This window comes from Pseudomonas batumici, assembly GCF_036585405.1.
Classification (GTDB): Bacteria; Pseudomonadota; Gammaproteobacteria; order Pseudomonadales; family Pseudomonadaceae; genus Aquipseudomonas; species Aquipseudomonas batumici.
Genome location: NZ_CP144470.1, coordinates 4651770 through 4673735, shown reverse-complemented (window position 1 = coordinate 4673735; position 21966 = coordinate 4651770). Strand labels below are relative to the sequence as shown.

Annotated in this window: 22 protein-coding genes; 12 read left to right on the top strand and 10 right to left on the bottom strand. The window is 63.9% G+C overall.

Translation table 11 applies throughout. The features are described from left to right. The first annotated feature begins 23 nt into the window (after positions 1-23). Entirely contained in the window at positions 24-1646 is a 1623-nt protein-coding gene (locus tag NUH87_RS21305; protein ID WP_338522574.1) for a methyl-accepting chemotaxis protein, read from the top strand. Positions 1647-1878: 232 nt separating this feature from the next. After that, positions 1879-2853: an alpha/beta hydrolase gene (locus tag NUH87_RS21300; RefSeq protein ID WP_338522573.1), complete on the top strand. Its 975-nt coding sequence runs from the start codon at positions 1879-1881 to the stop codon at positions 2851-2853. A 43-nt stretch (positions 2854-2896) separates the two neighbouring features. Here the strand turns inward: NUH87_RS21300 and NUH87_RS21295 are convergent, their stop codons facing one another. The 3 genes from NUH87_RS21295 to NUH87_RS21285 all read right to left on the bottom strand — a co-directional run bounded on the left by NUH87_RS21295 (position 2897) and on the right by NUH87_RS21285 (position 5073). After that, a complete protein-coding gene (locus NUH87_RS21295) occupies positions 2897-3490 on the bottom strand; it encodes an HAD family hydrolase (RefSeq protein ID WP_338522572.1) in 594 nt (197 codons plus the stop codon). Beyond that, a complete protein-coding gene (tesB, locus tag NUH87_RS21290; protein WP_338522571.1) occupies positions 3487-4356 on the bottom strand; it encodes an acyl-CoA thioesterase II in 870 nt (289 codons plus the stop codon). The genes NUH87_RS21295 and tesB overlap by 4 nt, the downstream gene beginning before the upstream one ends. A 147-nt stretch (positions 4357-4503) precedes the next feature. Further along, the gene (locus tag NUH87_RS21285) at positions 4504-5073 is read right to left on the bottom strand and encodes a GNAT family N-acetyltransferase (RefSeq protein ID WP_338522570.1); all 570 of its coding nucleotides are present in this window, start codon (positions 5071-5073) and stop codon (positions 4504-4506) included. A gap of 105 nt (positions 5074-5178) precedes the next feature. Between NUH87_RS21285 and NUH87_RS21280 the strand changes: the two genes are divergently transcribed. Together NUH87_RS21280 and NUH87_RS21275 are read left to right on the top strand one after the other, a co-directional pair. Beyond that, positions 5179-6099, top strand: a complete 921-nt coding sequence (locus NUH87_RS21280; RefSeq protein ID WP_338522569.1) for a histone deacetylase — start codon at positions 5179-5181, stop codon at positions 6097-6099. 326 nt (positions 6100-6425) lie between these two features. Continuing rightward, complete coding sequence (locus NUH87_RS21275; protein ID WP_338522568.1) at positions 6426-7664, top strand: TIGR03862 family flavoprotein; 1239 nt, start codon at positions 6426-6428, stop codon at positions 7662-7664. Positions 7665-7830: 166 nt separating this feature from the next. Here the strand turns inward: NUH87_RS21275 and NUH87_RS21270 are convergent, their stop codons facing one another. Both NUH87_RS21270 and yedA read right to left on the bottom strand, forming a co-directional pair. Continuing rightward, a complete protein-coding gene (locus NUH87_RS21270) occupies positions 7831-9168 on the bottom strand; it encodes a DEAD/DEAH box helicase (RefSeq protein ID WP_338522567.1) in 1338 nt (445 codons plus the stop codon). A 58-nt stretch (positions 9169-9226) separates the two neighbouring features. Further along, positions 9227-10117 (bottom strand): drug/metabolite exporter YedA, encoded by an 891-nt coding sequence (gene yedA, locus NUH87_RS21265; RefSeq protein ID WP_338522566.1) that lies wholly within the window; start codon positions 10115-10117, stop codon positions 9227-9229. A 161-nt stretch (positions 10118-10278) separates the two neighbouring features. Here yedA and NUH87_RS21260 point away from each other — a divergent pair, with 161 nt between their 5' ends. Beyond that, the gene (locus tag NUH87_RS21260; protein ID WP_040071139.1) at positions 10279-10740 is read left to right on the top strand and encodes an Lrp/AsnC family transcriptional regulator; all 462 of its coding nucleotides are present in this window, start codon (positions 10279-10281) and stop codon (positions 10738-10740) included. A gap of 142 nt (positions 10741-10882) precedes the next feature. On the opposite strand, the gene NUH87_RS21255 is transcribed toward NUH87_RS21260, so the two are convergent. The 3 genes from NUH87_RS21255 to NUH87_RS21245 form a co-directional block, all read right to left on the bottom strand. Next, on the bottom strand, positions 10883-11494 hold the full coding sequence (locus NUH87_RS21255; protein ID WP_338522565.1) for a 3'-5' exonuclease: 612 nt from the start codon (positions 11492-11494) through the stop codon (positions 10883-10885). Between the two features lie 26 nt (positions 11495-11520). Further along, entirely contained in the window at positions 11521-12000 is a 480-nt protein-coding gene (locus NUH87_RS21250) for an NYN domain-containing protein (protein ID WP_040071143.1), read from the bottom strand. Between the two features lie 171 nt (positions 12001-12171). Continuing rightward, positions 12172-12945 carry a DUF2076 domain-containing protein gene (locus tag NUH87_RS21245; protein ID WP_338522564.1) on the bottom strand — a complete coding sequence of 258 codons (774 nt, stop codon included), beginning with the start codon at positions 12943-12945 and terminating at the stop codon, positions 12172-12174. A gap of 183 nt (positions 12946-13128) precedes the next feature. Here NUH87_RS21245 and NUH87_RS21240 point away from each other — a divergent pair, with 183 nt between their 5' ends. The 4 genes from NUH87_RS21240 to NUH87_RS21225 all read left to right on the top strand — a co-directional run bounded on the left by NUH87_RS21240 (position 13129) and on the right by NUH87_RS21225 (position 15769). Beyond that, positions 13129-13791 carry a YciC family protein gene (locus tag NUH87_RS21240; protein ID WP_338522563.1) on the top strand — a complete coding sequence of 221 codons (663 nt, stop codon included), beginning with the start codon at positions 13129-13131 and terminating at the stop codon, positions 13789-13791. A 10-nt stretch (positions 13792-13801) separates the two neighbouring features. Further along, positions 13802-14884, top strand: coding sequence for an endonuclease/exonuclease/phosphatase family protein (locus NUH87_RS21235; RefSeq protein WP_338522562.1), 1083 nt, complete (start codon positions 13802-13804; stop codon positions 14882-14884). 135 nt (positions 14885-15019) lie between these two features. Further along, positions 15020-15169 (top strand): hypothetical protein, encoded by a 150-nt coding sequence (locus NUH87_RS21230; protein WP_338522561.1) that lies wholly within the window; start codon positions 15020-15022, stop codon positions 15167-15169. An 18-nt stretch (positions 15170-15187) separates the two neighbouring features. Continuing rightward, entirely contained in the window at positions 15188-15769 is a 582-nt protein-coding gene (locus tag NUH87_RS21225) for a hypothetical protein (protein ID WP_338522560.1), read from the top strand. Positions 15770-15823: 54 nt separating this feature from the next. Here NUH87_RS21225 and hrpB read toward each other — a convergent pair whose 3' ends face one another. Continuing rightward, the gene (hrpB, locus tag NUH87_RS21220; RefSeq protein ID WP_338522559.1) at positions 15824-18358 is read right to left on the bottom strand and encodes an ATP-dependent helicase HrpB; all 2535 of its coding nucleotides are present in this window, start codon (positions 18356-18358) and stop codon (positions 15824-15826) included. A 118-nt stretch (positions 18359-18476) separates the two neighbouring features. On the opposite strand from hrpB, the gene NUH87_RS21215 reads away from it, so the two are divergent. Further along, complete coding sequence (locus NUH87_RS21215) at positions 18477-18896, top strand: polyribonucleotide nucleotidyltransferase (RefSeq protein WP_338522558.1); 420 nt, start codon at positions 18477-18479, stop codon at positions 18894-18896. Positions 18897-18929: 33 nt separating this feature from the next. Continuing rightward, positions 18930-19820, top strand: coding sequence for a cation diffusion facilitator family transporter (locus NUH87_RS21210; RefSeq protein WP_338522557.1), 891 nt, complete (start codon positions 18930-18932; stop codon positions 19818-19820). Positions 19821-19824: 4 nt separating this feature from the next. On the opposite strand, the gene NUH87_RS21205 is transcribed toward NUH87_RS21210, so the two are convergent. Then, complete coding sequence (locus tag NUH87_RS21205; RefSeq protein WP_338522556.1) at positions 19825-21027, bottom strand: DUF6515 family protein; 1203 nt, start codon at positions 21025-21027, stop codon at positions 19825-19827. A gap of 456 nt (positions 21028-21483) precedes the next feature. Here NUH87_RS21205 and NUH87_RS21200 point away from each other — a divergent pair, with 456 nt between their 5' ends. Further along, on the top strand, positions 21484-21963 hold the full coding sequence (locus NUH87_RS21200; protein WP_040071220.1) for an Lrp/AsnC family transcriptional regulator: 480 nt from the start codon (positions 21484-21486) through the stop codon (positions 21961-21963). Positions 21964-21966: the final 3 nt, after the last annotated feature.

Here is a 21966-nt window from a genome sequence, read left to right as displayed (position 1 = left end):
CCCTCGACGCAAGAGCATCAGCCATGAGCCTGAGAAATCCGAGCATCGCCCAGCGTGCGCTGGTCAGCTTCGGTGTGATCGCCCTGCTGGTCCTGCTCCAGGGCTTGTTTGCCCTGCAACAGGTCGCCCAGGTGCGGGCCACTGGACAACATATCGAAACCATCTCCTTGCCCAGCACCCGTTACCTGGGCGAAATCCGCGACTACGTGCTGAGCATCCGTGTGCTGAGCCTGCGCATGGCGCTCAATCGCGAGCCCAAGGTGCTCGAGTCGACCGTCGCGCGCCTGCACCTGGTCAAAGGCTGGCTGCAGGACTCGCTGGACAAGTTCGCGCCGCTGGTCGACGAGCACAACCGCAAGCCCTATGACGCCTTCCTGGCCACGGTGCAGGACTATCGCCAGGCGCTGGATCAATACGAGCAGCTGTCACAGCAAAACCGCAGCGAAGAAATGAACGCCCTGCTCAATGGCAAGATCCAGGAGTATTCGACACGCACCGGCGATCAGTTCGCCGAACTGGTCAACCTCAGCGCCCAGGAAGTCAGCGACTCCGCCGCCCACGCCGATACGCTGTATGGCCGGGTGAAAGTCACGGTGATCGGCGCGCTCGCGGCCGTCTCGGGCCTGACACTGCTGCTGGCCTGGCTGTTGATCCGCAGTATCGTGGGGCCGATTCGCCAGGCCATGCACATCGCCGAACAGGTGGCCAGTGGCGACTTGACCAGCACCCCGCACAGCCACGGCAACGACGAAACCGCGCGCCTGCTCAAGGCCCTGGCGAGCATGCAGGACAGCCTGCGCGAGACCTTGCAGATGATCAGCGGCACCTCCGGCCGACTGGCGGACACCGCCGGGCGGATGAACCGGAGCACCGAGCAGGACAGCCGCCGCGTACAGCAACAGCACCAGGAAATCGAACAGGCCGCCACGGCGGTCAACGAGATGACCACGGCCGTCGAGGAGGTCGCGCGCAATGCCGTCTCCACCTCCGATGTCACCCGCCAGTCGAGCGAACAGGCCAGCCAGGGCCGCCAACGGGTGGACGCGACCCTGGGCTCGATCCAGTCGATGAGCAGCGATGTCGGCTCGGCGCTGCAGCAGGTGCAATCGCTGGCCGAGCAATCGCGGGAGATCGGCAAGGTGCTCGATGTGATTCGCGCGATTGCCGAACAGACCAACCTGCTGGCCCTCAACGCGGCCATCGAGGCGGCTCGCGCGGGTGAGGCCGGACGTGGCTTTGCCGTGGTCGCCGATGAAGTACGCGCCCTCGCCCACCGCACCCAGCAGTCGACCCGGGAAATCGAACAGATGATCGCCAATGTCCAGGGGCGTACCGACAGCGTCGTGCAGTCGATGCACGGCAGCCACCAACGGGTCGCCGACACCCTGGACTTCGCCGAGCATGCCGGCAGTGCCCTGGGTGAGATCACCCGGGCCATGGAGCAGATTCACGAGCGCAACCTGGTGATTGCCAGCGCCTCGGAAGAACAGGCCCAGGTGGCGCGCGAGGTTGACCGCAACCTGCTGAACATTCGCGACCTGTCGCAGGAAAGTGCCGAGGCATCGCGCCAGACCCAGGCCACCGGCCATGAGCTGGCCCAACTGGCGCTGGACCTGCAAGGCCTGGTGACCCGCTTTCGGCTTTAGCTCTGAACGACCGGATTCGCCTCATGCCGTTCATGTAGGAGCGTCGACCGGCTGCTCCTACAGGGACTGGCCTCCCCTCACCACGCCACAGAGACACTCGGTAAGATATCCGCAAAACGATTCCAGTATGCTCTGGAAAACAGGAAGACGTAGCGACAATGGCGTGAATGCTCGCGGCGACAGCAAGGGCAGGAAAGACCAGTACGACGTCTTCGCTAAGAGGAATCCGTGGATGTACCGACTACTCTCACTGGCCGCGCTCTACCTGGCTGCAACCAGCATCCAAGCGGCACCCGTGCGCGTCATCAGCCCCGAACGGCTGGCCATGGGTGCCGGGGAGCTCGCGCTGGGCCTCAGCCAGGACTGGCGCCGGCCGCTGCCGGAGGTCCGGCGCGCAGTGATCATCGTGCATGGACACCAGCGCAACGCCCAGACCTATCTGCACAGCGCCGAGCAGGCCGCCGCCCTGGCCGGACAAGCGACCACCAGCCTGATCATCGCCCCGCAGTTCCTCAATGAAAGCGATGTGCGACTCAATCACCTGCCAGATAACCTGCTGCGCTGGCGGGGCAATGACTGGATGGCTGGCGCGGACTCGACCGGGCCTTCGGCGCTGAGTTCCTATGCGGCCCTGGATGAAATCCTCGCGCGCCTGGGCGATCGCAAAGCGTTTCCGGCCCTGCGTGAAGTGGTTGTCGCCGGGCACTCCGGCGGTGCCCAGGTGGTGCAGCGCTATGCACTGGCGGGGCATGGCGACAGGCAATTGGCGGGGAGCGGCATCAAGCTGCGCTATGTGATCGCCAACCCGTCGTCCTATGCCTATTTCAGCGCCCAGCGACCGGTGGCGGGGTTCAATCCGTCGAGTTGCCCGGGATTCAACCGTTGGAAATACGGCCTGCAGGACCTGCCGGCCTACGCCATGGGTCAATCACCCGAGCAGTTGGAGCAGGGTTATGTGCAGCGCGATATCACCTACCTGCTGGGGCAACGGGATACCGACCCGAACCATCCGGTCCTGGACAAGAGCTGCGCGGCGGAGGCCCAGGGCGCGTATCGGTTGATCCGCGGACATAACTATTTTGCCTACCTGCAACAGCGTCATCCGCAAGGGTTCACGCAGACGCTGGTGGAGGTACCTGGGGTCGGGCATGACGGTGATGGGATGTTGACCTCGCCGCAGGGGCAGAAGGCGTTGTTCGAGCAGTAAGCGATCCTCTTGTGGCGAGCGGGCTTGCCACAAGAGTGTCTCATCAGGCTGAAAGCATCTGCCGAAGCACCACGCAATCCTCGGCATGCCAATCCGTCAGCTCCGGCCAGGGGTTGTCCGGCAGGTTGACCAATATCGTCCTCGCCCCCGCCGCCCGGCCGCAATCCAGGTCGAAGCGATAATCGCCGACCATCACCAACTCGCTCGGCGCCACGTCCCAGGCGGCGGCCAGTTTCAACAGACCACCCGGATGCGGCTTGGGCGGTGCTTCGTCGCGGCCCAGCACATCCTCCACCGCGAAACAGTCGGCCAGACCGATGGCCTCCAGCGTCACATGGGCCAGCTCGCGGGCATTGCGCGTGAGGATGCCGAGGCGATAACCGCGCCCGGCCAACTCGCGGACCAGCTCCACCGCCCCCACCGCCGGTTTCGAACCCAGCGCCAGATCCCGCTCATGCTCCAGCAACCAGGCATGTTTGGCAGCCGCCTCAGCGGCGGGCAGCGCCGCCAGATGCGTCAGGATGTCGTGTTCCGGCGGAATCGACAGGGCCACGCGGATGGCGGCGAAGTCGTGCACGGCGACGGTCAGGGTGCCGTCCATGTCGAACACCCAATGACGCACATCCGACAGACTCATGCCCAATCCTTGCGATGACGGATCAGGCCTTCCTGGGTCACCGAGGCCACCAGCACCCCGGCGCGGTTGTACACGCTGCCCCGGGAGAACCCGCGGGAGTTGCCGGCCCAGGGGCTGTCCATCGCATACAGCAACCAGTCGTCGGCCCGCAGGTCGGCGTGGAACCACAGCGCGTGGTCGAGGCTGGCGACCTGCATATCCTTCTGCCACACCGACTTGCCATGGGGCAGCATGGAGGTGGTCAACAGGCCGAAGTCCGAGGCGTAGGCCAGCAGGTACTTGTGCAGCGCCGGCGAGTCGGCCAGCGCACCGTCGGCGCGGAACCAGACGTACTTGACCGGGTCCGACGGCTGCGGGTTGTAAGGGTCCTTCTCGGTGACCGGGCGCACTTCGATGGGTTTGGGGCACAGGAGCTTGTCGCGCATGTGCTCGGGGATCAGGTGGGCGCGCTGCTGGGTGAGTTCCAGCTCGGTGGCCAGGTTCTCCGGCCCCACCACCTGGGGCATGCTGCTCTGGTGCTCGAAGCCGACCTCGTCGTACTGGAACGAGGCGCTGCACGTGAAGATCGGCTGGCCCTTCTGGATCGCCGTGACGCGCCGCGTGCTGAAACTGCCGCCGTCGCGTACCCGGTCGACCGAGTAGACCACCGGCAGTGCGGCATCGCCCGGGCGCAGGAAGTAGCCGTGCATCGAATGCACATGCCGCGTCGGCTCGACCGTCTGGCTGGCCGCCGACAGCGACTGGCCCAGTACCTGGCCGCCGAACAACTGGCGAAACCCGAGGTCCTGGCTGCGGCCGCGAAACAGGTTTTCTTCAATCGGCTCCAGGGTCAGCAAGTCGACCAGGTCTTCCAGCACTTGGCTCATTCAAACGCTCCTCACACAGGGCAATACGGTTCACTTAAAGACGATATCAAGCCATCCGTGCTTGTGTGGCCAGCAGGCTTGCCACAGGCCTCGAATGATACAGCGTTTGTCGCACCAGGCGTTGCAGCGGATCGGCCAACCCCGCGGCTATCCCAGCAGAGTTCGCAGCCATTGCTCGCGGCTGATGCGGTAGAGCACGTGATGACGCAACGGATGGTCGTCGGCAAGCTTCGGATGATCGAAATCGGACCGAGGATCGTAATCCATGCCGATGGCCTGCATGACCTTCTGCGAAGCCGTATTGCTCTCGGTGGTAAAGGCCACGATCTCCTCCAGGGCCAGGTGCTCGAAGCCGCAACCCAACGCGGTCCAGGCCGCCTCGCTGGCGTAGCCCAGGCCCCAGTGCTCGCGGGCCAGGCGCCAGGCGATCTCCACCGCCGGGGTGAAGGCGGCGTCGAAGTTCACCTGCATCAGCCCGGTCAGGCCGATAAAGGCCCCGGTGTCCTTGCGCTCCAGGGCCCAGAGGCCAAAGCCGTATTCGGCGAAGTGCCCGCGAATCCGTCCGATCAATGCGGCACTTTCCAGACGGTTCAGGGCCGTCGGGAAATAGCGCATCACCTGAGGGTCGGCACACATCCGGGCAAACTCCGGCAGGTCCTCGTCGCGCCACTGGCGCAACAGCAAGCGTGCGCTCTCAAGTTGCAGTATCGGCTCCATCAATTCCTCCCGCGGATGCCTTCAAGGCTGACTCCCTGCTCATCAGTGTACCGCGCTGATAAGATCCTTCACTTCTTCCTACATGTCTTCCCACATAAGCATGCCATGCCGTTGCCCCTGATCTACCACGATGACTACAGCCCCGACTTCCCCGCGGAGCATCGCTTTCCCATGGACAAGTTCCGCCTGCTGCGCGATCACCTAGTGGACAGCGGCCTGACCCGGGACGCCGATCTGCTGCGCCCGCAGATCTGCCCTGTGGATATCCTCGCCCTGGCCCACGACCGTGGCTACATCGAGCGCTATCTGGCGGGCGAGCTGTCCCGCGAAGACCAGCGCCGCCTCGGCCTGCCCTGGAACGAAGCCCTGGCGCGCCGCACCGTGCGCGCGGTCGGCGGCTCCCTGCTGGCCGCCGAGCAGGCGCTGGAGCACGGCCTGGCCTGTCACCTGGCAGGCGGCACGCACCATGCCCATTACGATCACCCGGCGGGGTTCTGCATTTTCAACGACCTGGCGATCATCAGCCGCTACCTGCTGGAAAGCGGCCGCGTGGGTCGGGTGCTGATTTTCGACTGCGATGTGCACCAGGGTGACGGCACGGCGCGCATCCTGGAGGACACTCCGGACGCCATCACGGTTTCGCTGCACTGCGAGAAAAACTTCCCGGCGCGCAAGGCCCACAGCGACTGGGACATTCCCTTGCCCATGGGCATGGGTGACAGCGACTACCTCAAGGTGGTGGATGACGCCCTGAACTACCTGCTGCCGCTCTACCAGCCGGACCTGGTGCTGTACGACGCCGGCGTGGATGTGCACAAGGACGATGCCCTGGGTTACCTGAAACTCACCGATGAGGGCGTTGCCGCCCGGGATGAAAGCGTCCTGCGCCATTGCCTGGGCCGGGATATCCCGGTGGTCGGGGTGATCGGCGGCGGCTACAGCAAGGATCGCCAGGCCCTGGCCCGGCGCCACGGGATCCTGCACCACAGCGCGCGCAAGGTCTGGACGTCATCGGGTTGTCATTGAAGCCTGGGCTTACCCACAATGGCTGTGGAACCGCCTGTGGATAACCTGAGTGAAATACGCTGCGGGCCTTACGGAGAAAGGGTTACAGGAGCCTGTATGTTTTTCGTACAGCTTCTCTGAAGCCACCGCGCGCCCTACAGGGGGATGCGATCTACTGTAGGAGCAGCCGGTCGACGCTCGATTGCTGGCGATGAGGTCCTTGAGTGTTGCATCGATTTCAAGGACGCCATCGCCAGCAAGCTGGCTCCTACAATGGTCCACGTGCACCACAGCATCGGCGGAAAAACGTAGAATGCCCGGCTCGTTCAGCCAAGTCGCAGCCCGCCATGACCCAACCAGCCCCTGACGCCTCCCCCCACGTCGCCATTATCGGTGGCGGCCCCGCCGGCCTGATGGCCGCCGAGGTCCTGAGCCAGGCGGGTATCCAGGTCGACCTCTACGACGGCATGCCCTCGGTGGGGCGCAAGTTCCTGCTGGCCGGCGTCGGCGGCATGAACATCACCCATTCCGAAGCCTATCCGGCGTTCCTGTCCCGCTACGCCGAACGGGCACCGCAGATCGCCCCGCTGCTGCGGGCCTTCGGCGCCAATGAACTGTGCGAATGGATTCACGGCCTGGGGATAACTACCTTTGTCGGCAGCTCCGGCCGGGTCTTCCCCAGCGACATGAAAGCCGCCCCGCTGCTGCGCGCCTGGCTCAAGCGCCTGCGCGAAGCCGGGGTAGTTATCCACACCCGCCACCGCTGGCTGGGCTGGCGCGACGGCAGCCTGGTTATCCACAGCCCCGACGGCGAAAAAACCCTGCGTCCCGAGGCCACGCTCCTGGCACTCGGTGGCGGCAGCTGGGCGCGACTGGGCTCCGACGGGGCCTGGCTGCCATGGTTTGAACAACAGGGGGTGACGGTCGCGCCCTTGCAGCCGAGCAACTGCGGCTTCGACGTCGCGGGCTGGAGCGAGGTCCTGCGCGACAAATTCGCCGGCGCTCCACTGAAGAACATCGCCATCGCCCTGCCCCAGGGCACGCCGCGCCTGGGGGAATGCGTGATCACCGCCAGCGGCATCGAAGGCAGCCTGATCTACGCGCTGTCCGCAGCGATCCGCGAGCAGATCAACCATCAGGGCAGCACGACGATCGAGATCGACCTGCTGCCCGGCAAGCCCCTGGACAAGGTCCAGGCCGCGCTCGCCAAACCGCGCGGCTCGCGCTCCATGGCCAAGCACCTGCACAGCCAGTTGGGCATCGACGGGATCAAGGCGGCGCTGCTGCGTGAGCTGACGAATGCCCAGACCTTTGCCGACCCGGCGCGCCTGGCCGGGGCCATCAAGGCCTTGCCGCTGACGCTGGTCAAGACGCGGCCGCTGGACGAGGCCATCAGCAGCGCGGGCGGCGTACCGTTCGAAGCCTTGAATGAGCGGCTGATGCTCAAGGCGTTGCCCGGGGTGTTCTGCGCCGGCGAGATGCTCGACTGGGAAGCGCCCACCGGCGGCTACCTGCTCACCGCCTGCTTTGCCAGCGGGCGGGTGGCGGGACACGGGATGCTGGAGTGGTTGCGGCGCCAGGCTTGAGACAAGGGAATCCCAGGGTAACGCGGACAACTGTGGGAGCCGGCTTGCTGCGGGCGGCGCTCCGACGATGAGGCCCTTGAGTCTTGCATCGCTTTCAAGGACGCCATCGCCAGCAAGCCGGCTCCTACAATGACCGTATTGCCCTTTAAGCCAACACTGTATCGCCTTACGGCTTGCGCTTGCGCGGCCCGGTATTGAACGCCGGCACCTTGCGCACCGGCTTGATCGGCGGCGCCACATCTTCCGGCTTCTCGCCGCTGTCCACCCACTTGCCCAGGTTGCGCTTGCCACCGCCGGAGACTTTCGGTTTTTTCGGCTTCTTCGGTTTCTTGACCACGCTGCCCGAGGCATCCGTGTCCGGCACCCGGTGATCCGGCTCAAAACCGGCTTCGTCCTGGCGCCTGAGGGTCTGACGGGTCAGGGTCTCGATAGCCGACAGCAGATTCACCTCATCGGCGCAGACCAGGGAAATCGCCTCACCGGTGGCCCCGGCACGACCGGTACGACCGATCCGATGAATGTAGTCCTCGGCCACGATCGGCAGGTCGAAGTTGACCACCAGCGGCAAGTCCTCGATGTCCAGGCCACGGGCCGCCACATCGGTCGCCACCAGGATCTGGATCTCGCTCGCCTTGAAGCGGTCCAGCGCGCGCTGGCGAGTGGCCTGGGGCTTGTCGCCGTGGATGCCGTCGGCATTGACGCCCAGGCCCTGGAGTTTTTCCACCAGTTGGTCAACGCCATTGCGGGTCTTGGCGAACACCAGGACCTGCTTCCAGTGCTGCTTGCGCATCAGGTGCACGAACAGCTCCGGCTTGCGCTTCTTGTCCACCGTCACCAGCCACTGCTTGACGGTGTTGGCCGCGACGTTGCGCGGGCTGACTTCGATGCTCAGCGGATCGTCGAGCATCTGCCCGGCCAGCAGGCGGATGGCATCGGAGAAGGTCGCGGAAAACAGCAGGGTCTGGCGCTTTTTCGGCAGGGCCTTGTAGATATTGCCCAGCTCCTCCTGGAAACCGAGGTCGAGCATACGGTCGGCTTCGTCGAGCACCAGGGTCTGCAGCTGGTTGAACTTGAGGGCGTTCTGGCGGAACAGATCGAGCAGGCGGCCCGGGGTCGCCACCAGCAGGTCGACGCCCTTGCGCAGCTTCATCATCTGCGGGTTGATGCTGACGCCGCCGTACACCGCGTAAGTGCTCAGCGGCAGGTGCTCGGCGTACTGGCGCACGCTTTCGTGCACCTGTTCGGCCAGCTCGCGGGTCGGCACCAGGATCAGCGAACGGACCGAGTTGGCGGCGACTTTCGGCCCTTCCATCGTCAGCAGTTGCAGCAGCGGCAAGGCGAAACCGGCGGTCTTGCCGGTACCGGTCTGGGCCGCGGCCATCAGGTCGCGACCGGCCAATACGGCGGGAATGGCCTGGGTCTGGACCGGTGTGGGGGTCTGGTAACCGAGGGTGTCCAGGGCCCGCGTCAGGGGTTCGATCAGGCCGAGTGTGGCGAATGTCATGGGGATACCGTAGGAAAAAGTGTCAGCGCCGTGAAGCAATGCGCGGCAGTTTACCCTGTCAGGCCTCTTTCGGCTTGCGCCACTGCGGTAAACCGATCAACACCACGGCGCTGATGATCACGGCCATGGCGATGCACTCCGGCCAGCCGATGCGCTCGCCGGCGAAGAGGATACCCAACAGCACCGCCACGGCCGGGTTGACGTAGGCATAACTGGTGGCCGCCGCCGGACGCACATGCTTCAGCAGGTACATGTAGGCATTGAAGGCGATGATCGAGCCGAAGAACGTCAAGTAGGCCAGGGCGATCCAGCCGTCGGTCGAGGGCATCTGGGTCAGGCGTTCGCCCCGGGCAAAGCTGGCCAGCAGCAGCACCACACCGCCCACCAGCATTTCCGCCGCGCTGGCCATGCCCCCCTGGGGCAGCGGCAGGTGCTTGCTCCACACCGAACCGAAGGCCCAGGTCGCCGCCGCCAGCAGCAGCAGGCCGGCGCCGAGCGGACTGGCTTGCAGGTTGGAGCCCATGTTCAGCAGGGCGATACCGATCAGGCCGAGCACGATCCCGGCCCATTCGAGGCCGGTATTGCGGTTGCCCCAGAAATAGCCGAAGAGCAAGGTGAACAGCGGCACCGTGGCCACCGTCAGCGCGGCGACGCCCGAAGCCACGCCCATGTGCTCGGCCAGGGTCACCGCGCCATTGCCGAAACTGAGCAGCAGCACGCCAATGGCCGCCGCCGCTTTCCATTGTTGCCAGGTCGGCGCCGGTACCCCGCGAAAGCGTTGGTAGGCGTACAGCAGGCTGCCGGCGATGACGAAACGGATGCCGCCCATCATCAACGGCGGCCAGAATTCCACGCCGATACGAATGGCCAGGTAGGTCGAGCCCCAGATGAAATACAACGCAAAAAAGGCACCGATCAGCGGTAACGGAAAGCGGCGTGGGGCAGGCATGGGGGGCGCATCCAAGCAGGACAAGGGAAGGCTATTCTAGAAAGGCATCTGGCAAATAATAAGTTACAAAACCGTGTTATAAGGCCAGTACACTTTGCAAAGCATGGATATCACGGTTATCGGCCGTTGTTTCGAAAGCCTGCGTAATAGAGAGCCTGTGGATGGATAAATACGACCGTTTGATCCTGGGTGAGCTGCTGGACAATGGCCGTGCCTCGTTCGCCGAGCTGGCGCGCAAGGTCAACCTGTCCGCGCCGGCGGTAGCGGAGCGGGTGGCGAAGCTGGAAAGCAGTGGGGTCATCACCGGCTATCAGGCCAAGGTGGACCTGGCCAAGATCGGCCTGCCGATCCAGTGCGTGATCGAGTTGCGGCTCAACCAGCATGGCAAGCAGCAGGTCTACGATGACCTGGCGCAGATTCCGCAGATCACCGAATGCCATCGGGTGACCGGGGATCCGTGCGTGATTCTGCAAGCGGCGGTGGGGAGCATGGCGGAGCTGGAGCAGTTGATCAATCGTGTTGCGCAGTTCGGGTTCAGCAAGACCTCGATTGTGCTGTCGAGCGCGATTGAGCGGCGGGTGCCATTGGGGCATTTGGAAGTGAATGGAAAGGCGAAGGGCTGATAAACCGGCTACGGCGTTGTGACCGACCGTCCGTTTTTACCGGTTTTGGGGGCGCTTCGCGCCCCAGCGCGGGCAAGCCCGCTCGCCACAAATCTCAGCCAGGCTTAGGGGCACTCTTGTGCAAGGGAGCGCGATAACGCTCTCAAACGCCCCGATAGCGCTTCAAATGCTCACCGATCTTCGCCGCCGGCACCTTCTGCAATTTGCACAACCACTCATGGGACAACGCCTGCACCCCATGCTTGTCGCGCAACTCGCCGGCCATATGCGCCAGCAGGTTCGCCGCCATCTCGGCATCGGCCATGGCCCGGTGTGCCTGCCCCGTATGCGGCAAGCGGGCGAAGGCAGTCAGCGTGCCCAGCTTGTGATTCGGTGCCGCCGGCATCAACCGACGCGCCAGCAGCAACGAACAGGCAAAATTTTGCAAGCGCGTGCGCTTGATCCGCCCCAGCTCGTAGTCCCAGAACTTCTGGTCGAACGCGGCGTTATGCGCCAGCAACGGAGTGGTCCCGACGAACTCGTTGACCTCGTTCATCACTCGCTCCGCCGACGGCGCCGTGCGCAACATGGCGTTGCTGATACCGGTCAGTTGTTCGATAAAGGCCGGTACCCTGACGCCCGCATTCATCAGGCTCTGGTAACGGTCGACGATGCGCCCTTGTTCCAGGATGACCACGGCGATTTCCGTGGCCCGGCACCCCGCGTTCGGCGTAATGCCCGTGGTTTCAAAGTCGATGACCGCAATACGTTCCAAAAGCCCAGCCCTTTGCAAAATCGGTTTCAGTTTTTCAACAACAACGCGCCTTCGATGGGCACATAGCGGCTGGCGGCGCGGATCAGCGAATTGGCCGTCAGTCCCGGCACGCCATAGGCGACGGCCTCGACACCGTGCTTGTCGATGATGCGCGTGAGCAGCAGGTCGAAATCGCCATCGCCGGAGGCCAGCACCACTTCGTCGACATGGGGCGCCGCGTCCATGATATCGATGGTGATGCCCACGTCCCAATCGCCCTTGGCCGAGCCGTCGCTGCGCTGGATGTAGGGCTTGAGCTTCACCGTGAAACCGAGGTTGCGCAGGATCTGCTGGAACTGCTGCTGCTTGCTGTCGCCACGATCGATGGCGTAGGCGTAGGCCTCGACAATCTGCCCACGCTGGCTGATATCGGCCCACAGGGCGGCATAGTTGAAGTGACAACCATAGGCCTGGCGAACGGTGTAGTAGAGGTTCTGCACATCGGCGAACACAGCGATTTTCTTCACCGCAAATCCTCATGGCGCAAAGGCGCACTGGCGGGTGATGACGAGCGCTCGGAAGCGATTAAGTGCGCAGTATGCCAGCCTGGGGGAAGGTTCAGCGAATAATCGGCGGGACGGGGATGAGCCGGGGTGTCAAGCGCAGGCTCTGCGCTCGACACCCATCAGCGGCTGAGATCAGACGTAGGAATCGTCGTCGTCAGAAAGGAAGGAACTGTCGCCACTGAAGTCGGCGTCGTCGAAACCACCCTGGTCATTGCGGCCCCAGGAGTCGTTGTTGGCCATACGCTGATCGTCACCCCAACCGCCGTTGTTGCTCATCGGGCTGGGTTCGATGATTTCCTCGATGATCTGCGGTTGCTGCTGGTTGTGATGGAACAGGCTGCTGATCCCTTCCGCCAGCATCACGCCACCGGCCACACCCGCCGCGGTTTTCAGCGCGCCACCCAGGAAGCCACTGCCGATAGGGGCCGCCGGGGCCGCCTGCTGCGGCGCGGGCTGGGCGTAGGCCGGCTGCTGGGCATAGTTGGGCTGGGCGTTGTAGTTCTGCTGCGGCGGTGCATTGAATGCCGGGCGCCCCGGCTCACGCCAGCCGCCAGCCGAATTGCTCGGTGCCGGGGCCGGCTCCGGATCGCGGCTGCCGCCGAAAATGCTCGACAGGAAGCCACCGCTGCTCGGCGCCGGCGCGGCACTCTGGGCGCGGGCCTGTTGCAACTCCGCCTGAAGCTGCTGCACCTGCGCCTGCAGTTGCTTGTTCTGTTCGTCGAGGCTCTTGATCGCGTGCTCTTGCACCAGGATCGACTGAGTCATGTAGTACGGTGCAGCCGGTTGGCGAGTCAGGTGTTCCCTAATCCGCGCCTCGGCCAGAGGGTCACGTGGGGCTGAACCTGTTTCGGCTTGCTGCAACCGTGAAAACAGTCCATCGATCAGGGTTTGCTCTTCGCTGTTCATGGCGACCTCGTTAGATTGCCGGGTAGAAATCGATCGCCCCGACCCAACCGGGCCCGGGCGTACATCAGTTATGGGGTTGTTACGGGAAGTTTCAATGATCCTTACCTAACGTTTACATTTGGGTGTCGGTCCGCGCCATCGGTTAAAGTGATGCCCTGCCCCAGCCTGTGCGATAGACAAGCGATGAACCCGTTCAATGTAATCCGTGACTCCCTGTACTTTTTCCAGCGCAACCTGCGCCAGATCGCCCTGCTCTGCCTGCCGCTGGTGATCTTCGAAGCCCTGCTCCAGCAACTGCTGGACAACGCCGTGGGGCCGGATGCCTCGCCGATCTACGGGTTGGTGGCCGGGCTGCTGGTCTATCCGCTCTACACGGCGGCGCTGATCCTGTTTCTCGATGCCCGCAGCCGTGGCGAGGCACCGCTCAACCGTGACCTGCTGGCCATGTCCCTGCGCCTGTGGCCGCGCTTTGCGCTGCTGTCGGCGGTCAACACCATCGCCATCGTGCTGGGCCTGTCGCTGTATTTCATTCCGGGCATCTGGCTGATCGTGGTGCTGGCCTTCTCCGAATACCTGCTGGTGCTGCGCGGACGCGAGCCGCTGCAGGCGATCAAGGAAAGCTTCGCCTTGAGCCGCGGCCGCTTCTGGCTGACCTTCACCTGCATCTTGTGTGTCATGGGGCCGCTCTGGCTGCTCAAGGGCCTGAGCCTGAGCATCTACCCGACACCGCAGAACCCGGTACTGACGCTGATCATCGACAGCGCCCACAGTTTTCTGCAACTGTTCACCAGCGTCGTGTTGTTCCGAATCTACATGCTGATTGGTGAAAATTCCGCCAACGACTGAAGCGAGGCCCATGACTCGTCTATTACGTTATCTGGTGGCCTGCCTGGTGATTACGGCGGGCCTGGTCGCCCTGCTGGTCTACAGCCTGACCTGGCGCCCGGAAGACCGGGAAACCCTGCCCGTGCGCTGCACCGCCGAAGCGCCGGTGCTGGTCCCGGGCCAGGCCCTCAAGGTGATGACCTGGAATCTCCAGTACCTGGCGGGCAAACGTTATGTGTTCTGGTACGACCTGGCCGACGGCAGCGGCCCGGACGAGCGTCCGACCCCGGAGGACATGGCTTTCAGCCTGGACGAGGTGACGCGGGTGATCCGCGCCGAGCAGCCGGACATCCTGCTGTTGCAGGAAGTCGACGAGAACGCCAAGACCAGCGCTTACCAGGATCAGTTGAAGTTGCTCCAGGAACGTCTGGCGGACCTGTATCCCTGCAGTTCCCAGGCGTTCGACTGGAAAGCCGACTTTGTCCCGAACCTGCATATCCTCGGTAGCGTCGGGCGCAAGCTGGCGACCTTGAGCCGCTATCAGGTCGAACACGCTGAACGCCAGCAATTGCCCCTGGCGCCGGGCAATCTGCTCAAGCGCCAGTTCCAGCCCCGCCCGGCGCTGCTGGTGAACTACCTGCCGTTGAGCGACGGCGGGCAACTGGCGGTGATCAATACGCAACTGGGGAGCTATGCCCAGAACGACACCCAGTTGCAGCAAGTGCGGATGACCCGGCAATTGCTCGACAAGTTCGAGAGCCAGGGCACGCCCTGGTTGATTGGCGGCGATTTCAACCTGCTGCCGCTGGGCCAGTACCTGCGCCTGCCAGCGCGCTTGCGTGGCGGTTACTCGGCGGACAGCGAGCTGCATCTGTTGTGGGACCAGTACCCGATGATCCCGAGCAACAACGAGGCCAGCGGCATCGACCGTGAGCAGTGGCTGACGTTTTACCCGAACGATCCCGATGTCAGCGGGCCGGATCGGACGCTGGATTACTTTTTCTACAGTGCCAAGCTCAAGCGGGTCGAGGCGCAGGTGCGACAGGACGATACCTTGACGATTTCCGATCACTTGCCAGTGCTGGCGCAGTTTCTGTTGCCGGCGGCGCAATAGCCGCCCGGTCAGACACAATTGGTATCCACCCGCTTCCTTGACTTCCCGGGGGCACCCATCAAATATGAACGAAGGGAAACGCTCGTCCGGGTATCTCTGAAAACCCGAACGACCATGGAGAAACTGGAGGTTGTCATGCCCAACGTCTCGATCGCACTCGTCAAGGAAAGTAACAAGCGGCTCTCGTCGACAACCAAGAGGGATGTCGTTGCCCGCTCCTCGAAGCTATCCAAAGAAACCATCAATGACATGATGAAGCGGGCGTACGAACGCCTGTCTCGTTGACTGCGGGATTTTTATCCGTTGTCCGCGCGCCCAACCGTCGAGATGACGCCTCAGGCGTCATCTCCTGCTGACCTTCCTCAATCCCCAGCCCACTCCCCCGCCGCAACCTCCACCGCCAGTTCGATACCGTTCGACGTCTTCAACAAGATGGTTGAGGCTGATGAGGACTTCTTGGGCCTGCTCGCGTACGCACTGTACAAGCGCCACAAAATCGAATGGATTCGAAGTCACGACAGCGATAACCATGAGGCATTCAAACAGATTGCCTGTACCCCACAGCAAGTCAGGATGTATCGAGACAAGGCCGAGCAGTTGGCAAAAAACTTCATTGACGAGTCGCTTGATCAACTCGGTGCAGAGATGAAAGAGACCATCGCCAACGGCGTTATCGTTGCCAAGATCGAGAGCCTGAAGCCCGGGTTCTGGCGATCCCTTGGAAACCATACGCTGAGTGGCATTGCTTCTGTCGCCGTAGCGCTAGCGTTGTTTGGCCTTTTCACTTTCTATTCGAACTACCAGGAAAATGGCGGCCTGGAAGGACGCATCAAGCAGATGAGCGCCCCTTTACCATTCTCTCCTACCAACCAGCCGCAAGGTTGAGACCACTCCTGGCCACATCCTGGTAACCCAACCAGATTAATCCGTCGCCCCCCCTCAGGTACCCCTGGGTTTAGCCCGAGCAGTGGCCTCTGCTACCAACGGATCATCCGGCCAGTAATGCTTCGGGTAACGTCCCTTGAGGTCCTTCTTCACTTCGGCGTAGGTGCTGCGCCAGAAATTCGCCAGATCCTGGGTCACCTGCACTGGCCGACGGGCCGGCGACAGCAGGTGCAGTTTCACCACCTGGCGACCACCGGCAATCCGCGGTGTTTCGGCCAGGCCGAACAACTCTTGCAGGCGCACCGCCAGGATCGGCGGTTGCTCGCTGTAGTCCAGTCGGATCGACGAGCCCGAGGGCACGCTCAGATGATGCGGCGCCCACTCGTCCAGTCGTTGCGGCAACGGCCAGGGCAGCAAGCTGTGAAGGATCCCGGCCAGTTCCAGATTGGCGAAATGACTGAGCCGCGACACCCGCCCCAGATACGGCTTGAGCCACTGCTCCAGGGTCGCCAGCAAGGTCTTGTCGCTGACATCCGGCCATTCGCTCTTACCCTGTCCGTCCAGGTCCAGCTGGCGCAGCAAGGCCACCCGCGCCTGCCATTGGCGCAGCTCCGGGGTCCAGGGCAACAGTTCCAAGCCCTTGCGCCGGACCAGATTGACCAGCGCCTGGCTACGCGCCGCTTCATCCAGGCCGGTCAAGGGTTCACGACTGAGGATCAGCTCGCCGACCTTGCGCTGGCGCTCGGCCCGCAGCACGCCTTCGCGCTCGTCCCAATCCAGTTGATCGACCGTGCTCACCTGCTCGGCCAGTACCGTGTCGAACAGGCCCGGATCGAATTCCGCCGCCAGGTAGATACGTTCCTCACGCTGCCCCTGACGACTGCCCAGGTCGGCCACCACCAGCCAGGGCTGTTTCATCAGGCTGTCGGTTTCGCTGAACAAGGCAGCCCGACCATTGGCCAGTCGGTACTCCGCGCCACCCTCGCGCCGTTGTTGCGCGACCCGATCCGGATACGCCAGGGCCAACAGCGCACCCAGCCAGCGCGGGTGGTCCGGGTCGGCCACCGGCTCGCTCGCCGAACCGCGCAAGTAGCCGCGATACTGCCGCGCCAGTTGCCGCGCCCGCTGCACACCGCCCTGGGCACCACGGGTCGCGCGCTCTTCACCCGCCAGCAGGGCCAGCCGCGTATGCAGGTCGGCCCCGCCACCGCGCTGGATATCCCGCTCGCCCAGGAGCGCCGCCACATCGCAGGCCATGCCCGCCAGCCCCAGTGCCTGGCCGCGCAACAGCAAATGGGCGATACGCGGATGGGCCGGCAACTCGGCCATGGCCTGGCCGTGGTTCGTCAACGCGTACTCGGCGTCACTCTTGCCGACCAACGCACCGAGCCGCTGCAGCAGGTCCTGCGCCTGGGCATAGGCGGCGGCCGGCGGCGCATCCAGCCAGACCAGTTCACCAGGGGCCACGCCCCAGCGCGCCAGTTGCAGGGCCAGCCCGGCCAGGTCCGCCTGGAGTATTTCCGCGCTGCCATAGGCAGCCAGCTGTTCATGCTGATCCTGCGACCACAACCGATAGCACACCCCCGGCTCCAGGCGCCCGGCGCGACCGGCGCGTTGGGTGGCGCTGGCACGAGAGATGCGCTGGGTGTCGAGGCGGGTCATGCCGCTGCCGGGATCGAAACGCGGCACCCGTGCCAGCCCGGCGTCGATCACCACCCGCACACCATTGATGGTCAGGCTGGTTTCCGCGATGTTGGTGGCCAGTACCACCTTGCGCTTGCTGGCGGGCGCCGGCTCGATGGCCGCGCGCTGGGCCGCCAGGTCCAGCTCGCCATGCAACGGGCACAGCAGCACATCGGCCCGCGCCCCCAGGCTCTCCTCCAGTTGCTGGTGCACCCGGCGGATCTCCGCCTGGCCCGGCAGGAACACCAGCAGGCTGCCGTGCTCGGCGTCGAGCGCCTCGTGCACGGTCTGCACCACTCGCGGTTCGATAAATTCGCCAGGTTGAAAGGCCCGGCCCCAACGCAGGGTCACCGGGAACATGCGCCCTTCGCTGCGCACCACCGGTGCGTCGTCCAGCAGGCCGGCCAGGCGCTCGCCTTCAAGGGTGGCGGACATCAGCAGGATCTTCAGCGGCTGCTCGTCACGGAACATCTGCCGCCCGTTGAGGCTCAAGGCTAGGGCCAGGTCGGCGTCCAGGCTGCGTTCGTGGAATTCGTCGAAGATCACCAGGCCGACACCTTCGAGAGCCGGGTCGTCATTCAGGCGACGGGAGAGAATGCCTTCGGTGACCACTTCGATGCGCGTCTTCGGGCCGACCCGGCTTTCCAGGCGGATGCGATAGCCGACGGTTTCACCGACCTTCTCCCCAAGCTCGCTGGCCAGCCGCTCGGCCGCCGCCCGCGCCGCGAGACGCCGGGGTTCGAGCATCAGGATGGTTTGCCCGGCCAGCCACGGCTCGTTCAGCAGCGCCAGCGGCACCCGAGTGGTTTTACCGGCACCCGGCGGCGCTTCCAGTACCGCTTCGTGACGTTCGCCCAACGCCTGGCGCAAAGCCGGCAATACTTCATCAATCGGCAACGAATTCATGGTGGCTCCAAAACAGAGAGCCGAGTATAACGGCGAACTGCCCGTTATTAATCGCGGTCTATAAGGACAGACCCAGACGCGGCCCTCACCGGCTTCACGTTTCCTTCAGGAGATCTGCATGCGTATTGCTTCCCGTGTCATCGGCACCGTTCTGGTCGCCACCTTGCTGACCCAACTGAGCGCTTGCGGCTCGATTTTCTTCCCGGACCGTCGTGGCCAGATCGAAGGTCGGATCGACCCGCTGATCGCAGGTCTCGATGCCATCGGCATCCTGTTCTTCGTCATACCGGGCCTGATCGCATTCGGCGTCGACTTCACCACCGGCGCCATCTACCTGCCCCCAAACAAGACCGCGCAGATCGCCCCGGAAAAACTCCGCGAAGCCATCACCGCCGAAGGCCAGGTCGACACCCTCAAGTTGCAGGCGATACTCAAGACCGAGCTGGGCCAGACCCTGCCGCTGAACGACCCGCGCCTGATCCAGCAAAAAGGCAACCTGCAACAGCTGGCGATGTACAACCTGCGCCCTGCGGCCTGAGCCCGGGGACACTGATAAAGGATCGCTGCGCTCATGACCAGCAGCCCGGAACACGCCCGCCTGTTACGCCTGGCCACCCGGGCTTCGGTCGCGGTCGCCAGTATCCTGATCCTGACCAAGGCCGGCGCCTGGTGGCTGAGCGGCTCGGTGAGCATGCTCGCCGGGCTGACCGACTCGCTGCTCGATGGCGTGACCTCGTTTCTCAATCTGCTGGCGGTGCACTACGCCTTGCGGCCGGCCGATAGCGATCACCGCTACGGGCACGGCAAGGCCGAATCCCTGTCGGGCATGGCCCAGGCGCTGTTCATCGCGGTGAGTGCGGTGCTGATCGCCATCCAGGCGTTCGAGCGGCTGAAAAACCCGGAGCCCATCGGCGCCCCCTGGATCGGCATCGGGGTGATCGTGCTGTCGCTGATCCTGACCGCCGGGTTGCTGCTGTTGCAGCACAAGGTGATCCGCGCGACCGGCTCCACCGCCGTGCGCGCCGACTCCCTGCACTACCGTTCGGACCTGCTGCTCAACGGCAGCATCCTGCTGGCACTGGTGCTCGCCAGCTTCGGCTGGCCGCAGGTGGACGCCTGGTTCGGCCTGGGGATCTCGGTCTACATCCTGTGGAGTGCGATCCAGATCGGCCGGGAAAGCTTCGCGGTGCTGATGGATGAGGAACTGTCACCGGACATCAGCCAGCACATGCTGGAGCTGGCCTGTGGCGTCCCCGGGGTGTTGGGTGCCCACGACCTGCGGACACGGATTTCCGGCAACCGCTGGTTCGTGCAGTTGCATCTGGAGTTGCCGGGGGAATTGACCTTGTCGGTGGCCCACGACCTGAGTGACCAGGCCGCCGATGCCATCCATGCCGCCTACCCGCAGGCCGAGGTGCTGGTGCACGCCGATCCGCGGGAGGTGGTCAAGCCGCGCCAATAAGCGCTTAGTAGTTGACCTGGTAACCGCGACTGCTCAGGCAGTTGCCCTCGGCCTGGCGATAGGCCTGGACCACGGCCGGCGCCGGCGCGTAGGTCACGTTGGCCGGATCGAAGCCACTTTGCTGCACGGCCCAGCGATAGCAATCCTCGCCGTCCTGCTGGACCTGCTCCGGGCTCTGGCCGTTGGCCGGATACGCCACCACATCGTAGCCGTTGTCTTGCGGCTCCGGCGCCACCTGCGGCGCGGCGGCCGGCGGGTCGACCACCACGTAGTCCTGGGTATCTTCCTGATAGAGGTAATAGGCGCCGGCCGCGAGGAAAAACAGCGAGCCGCCGATCCAGACTTCCCGCGAATAATCGGGCAGGTAGCTGGTGCGAATCCCCCGTGGCGGAGCGACCACTACGTAGCGCTCGCCCTGCGGGCGATACCAGTAGCCACCGGAGAAGAAATAGTCCTGGCCACGGTACGGCACCCGCCAGTGACGCTCGGGAAAGCGGTCGACCATGTAGCCGGGGCGATATTGCGGACCGGGGCCCCAACCGTTGCCATGACCCTCGGGACGGCCCGGCCAGCGACGGTCGTCGTGGTGTTCGAAGTTGCCGCCGGGGCGATTGTTTTCGGGACGCCAGTTGTTCCCGACGGGCCCATTCGGGTTGTAGCCGTTGCGCCGGGGGATATCGGAATAGTTGCCGCGCAGCGGTTCCTGGGTCTGGCGCACGCTATCGGGGTGGGGCTGGATCGGCAGGCTGTTCTGCTGCGGCGCCGGACGAGGCTGCTGATTGGGCTCGTTCTGCGGCGGACGGCCTTGCCATTGCCCGGCCGGGACCTGCTCGTGCCGCTCGAAATGCTGATTGTTTTCCGGACGAACCTGAGGACGGATCTCCGGCGCTGGCGGACGTGGTTGCGGCGCCTGGGGACGGATCTCGGGTGCTGGTGGACGCGGTTGCGGTGCCTGGAGACGGATCTCAGGCGCTGGTGGCCGAGGGGCCGGGGCCTGCGGGCGAACTTCCGGCGGTCGCGGAGCCGGAACCTGGGGACGTGGCTGATTGTTTTGCGGACGTCCCTCATTGCCTCCCGGACGCCCTTCGGAGCGATGCTCGCCCTCGTGTTTCTGATTCTCATCACCCTGGTTTTCTGCCAGCGCTTGCACACCAACACTCATACAGAGCAAACCAACACCTGCCAGACGCCAGATGCGCGATTTCATTCCATTCCTCACTGCGGTTCAGGGCTTAACCATAAGACTGGGAAAGCGGATTCCGGTTCTGCGACACTCTACCAGTCACACAACTTATTTTACGCCCAATAAAAAAGGGAGACCCGTCGGCCTCCCCTTGAAAACTTCGTCCGTGCTCGACGCTTTTGACGCCGGCTCACCTCACACCGTCTTCTGGACAGCGTGTAGCCCGGTGGCCGGCGCAACCCTGTGGGATTGTCGGCCGCGGCTGGCCTGATTCGGCGGGCCGCGCTGGACTGGGGTGGCTGTCTCGATGGTGAACGTACTTGCGAGACTGGCCACGGATCCGGGCAGTGATTCTGGTGATAAGCATAGGCCCAGGGCGACGACACAGGATTGCGAACATTGCTCGAATAAACATAACTTGCGCAATTTTTAACTTCAGATAGATAATTTACCGCAATAGTTATTAGAAAGGCCTGAATGATGAGCAAACTCGACCGATACGACCTGAGCATTCTGGCGGAATTGCAGCGCGATGCCCGCATCTCCAACCAGGAGCTGGCCGAACGTATCGGCCTGTCGCCGTCGCCCTGTTCGCGACGGGTCAAGCAGTTGGAGGACGACGGTTACATTTCCCGCCAGGTGGCGTTGCTCGACCGCAAGATGCTCGGTTTGAGCCTGACCGCCTATGTGCTGATCGGCATGGACCGGCATACGCCGGAGCGCTTCGAAAACTTCGAGGCGGCGATCCGCAGCTTGCCGCAAGTGCTGGAATGCAGCCTGGTGACGGGGATGGACGCCGACTATCAGTTGAAGGTGGTGGTGCCGGACATGGATCACTACCAGAAACTGCTGCTGGGGCACCTGACCCGCATCGAAGGGGTGACCAGCGTGCGCTCCAGCTTTGTGCTGAACCAGGTGCTCAACAGCACGGAATTGCCATTGACCCATTTGCGCAGTTGATCG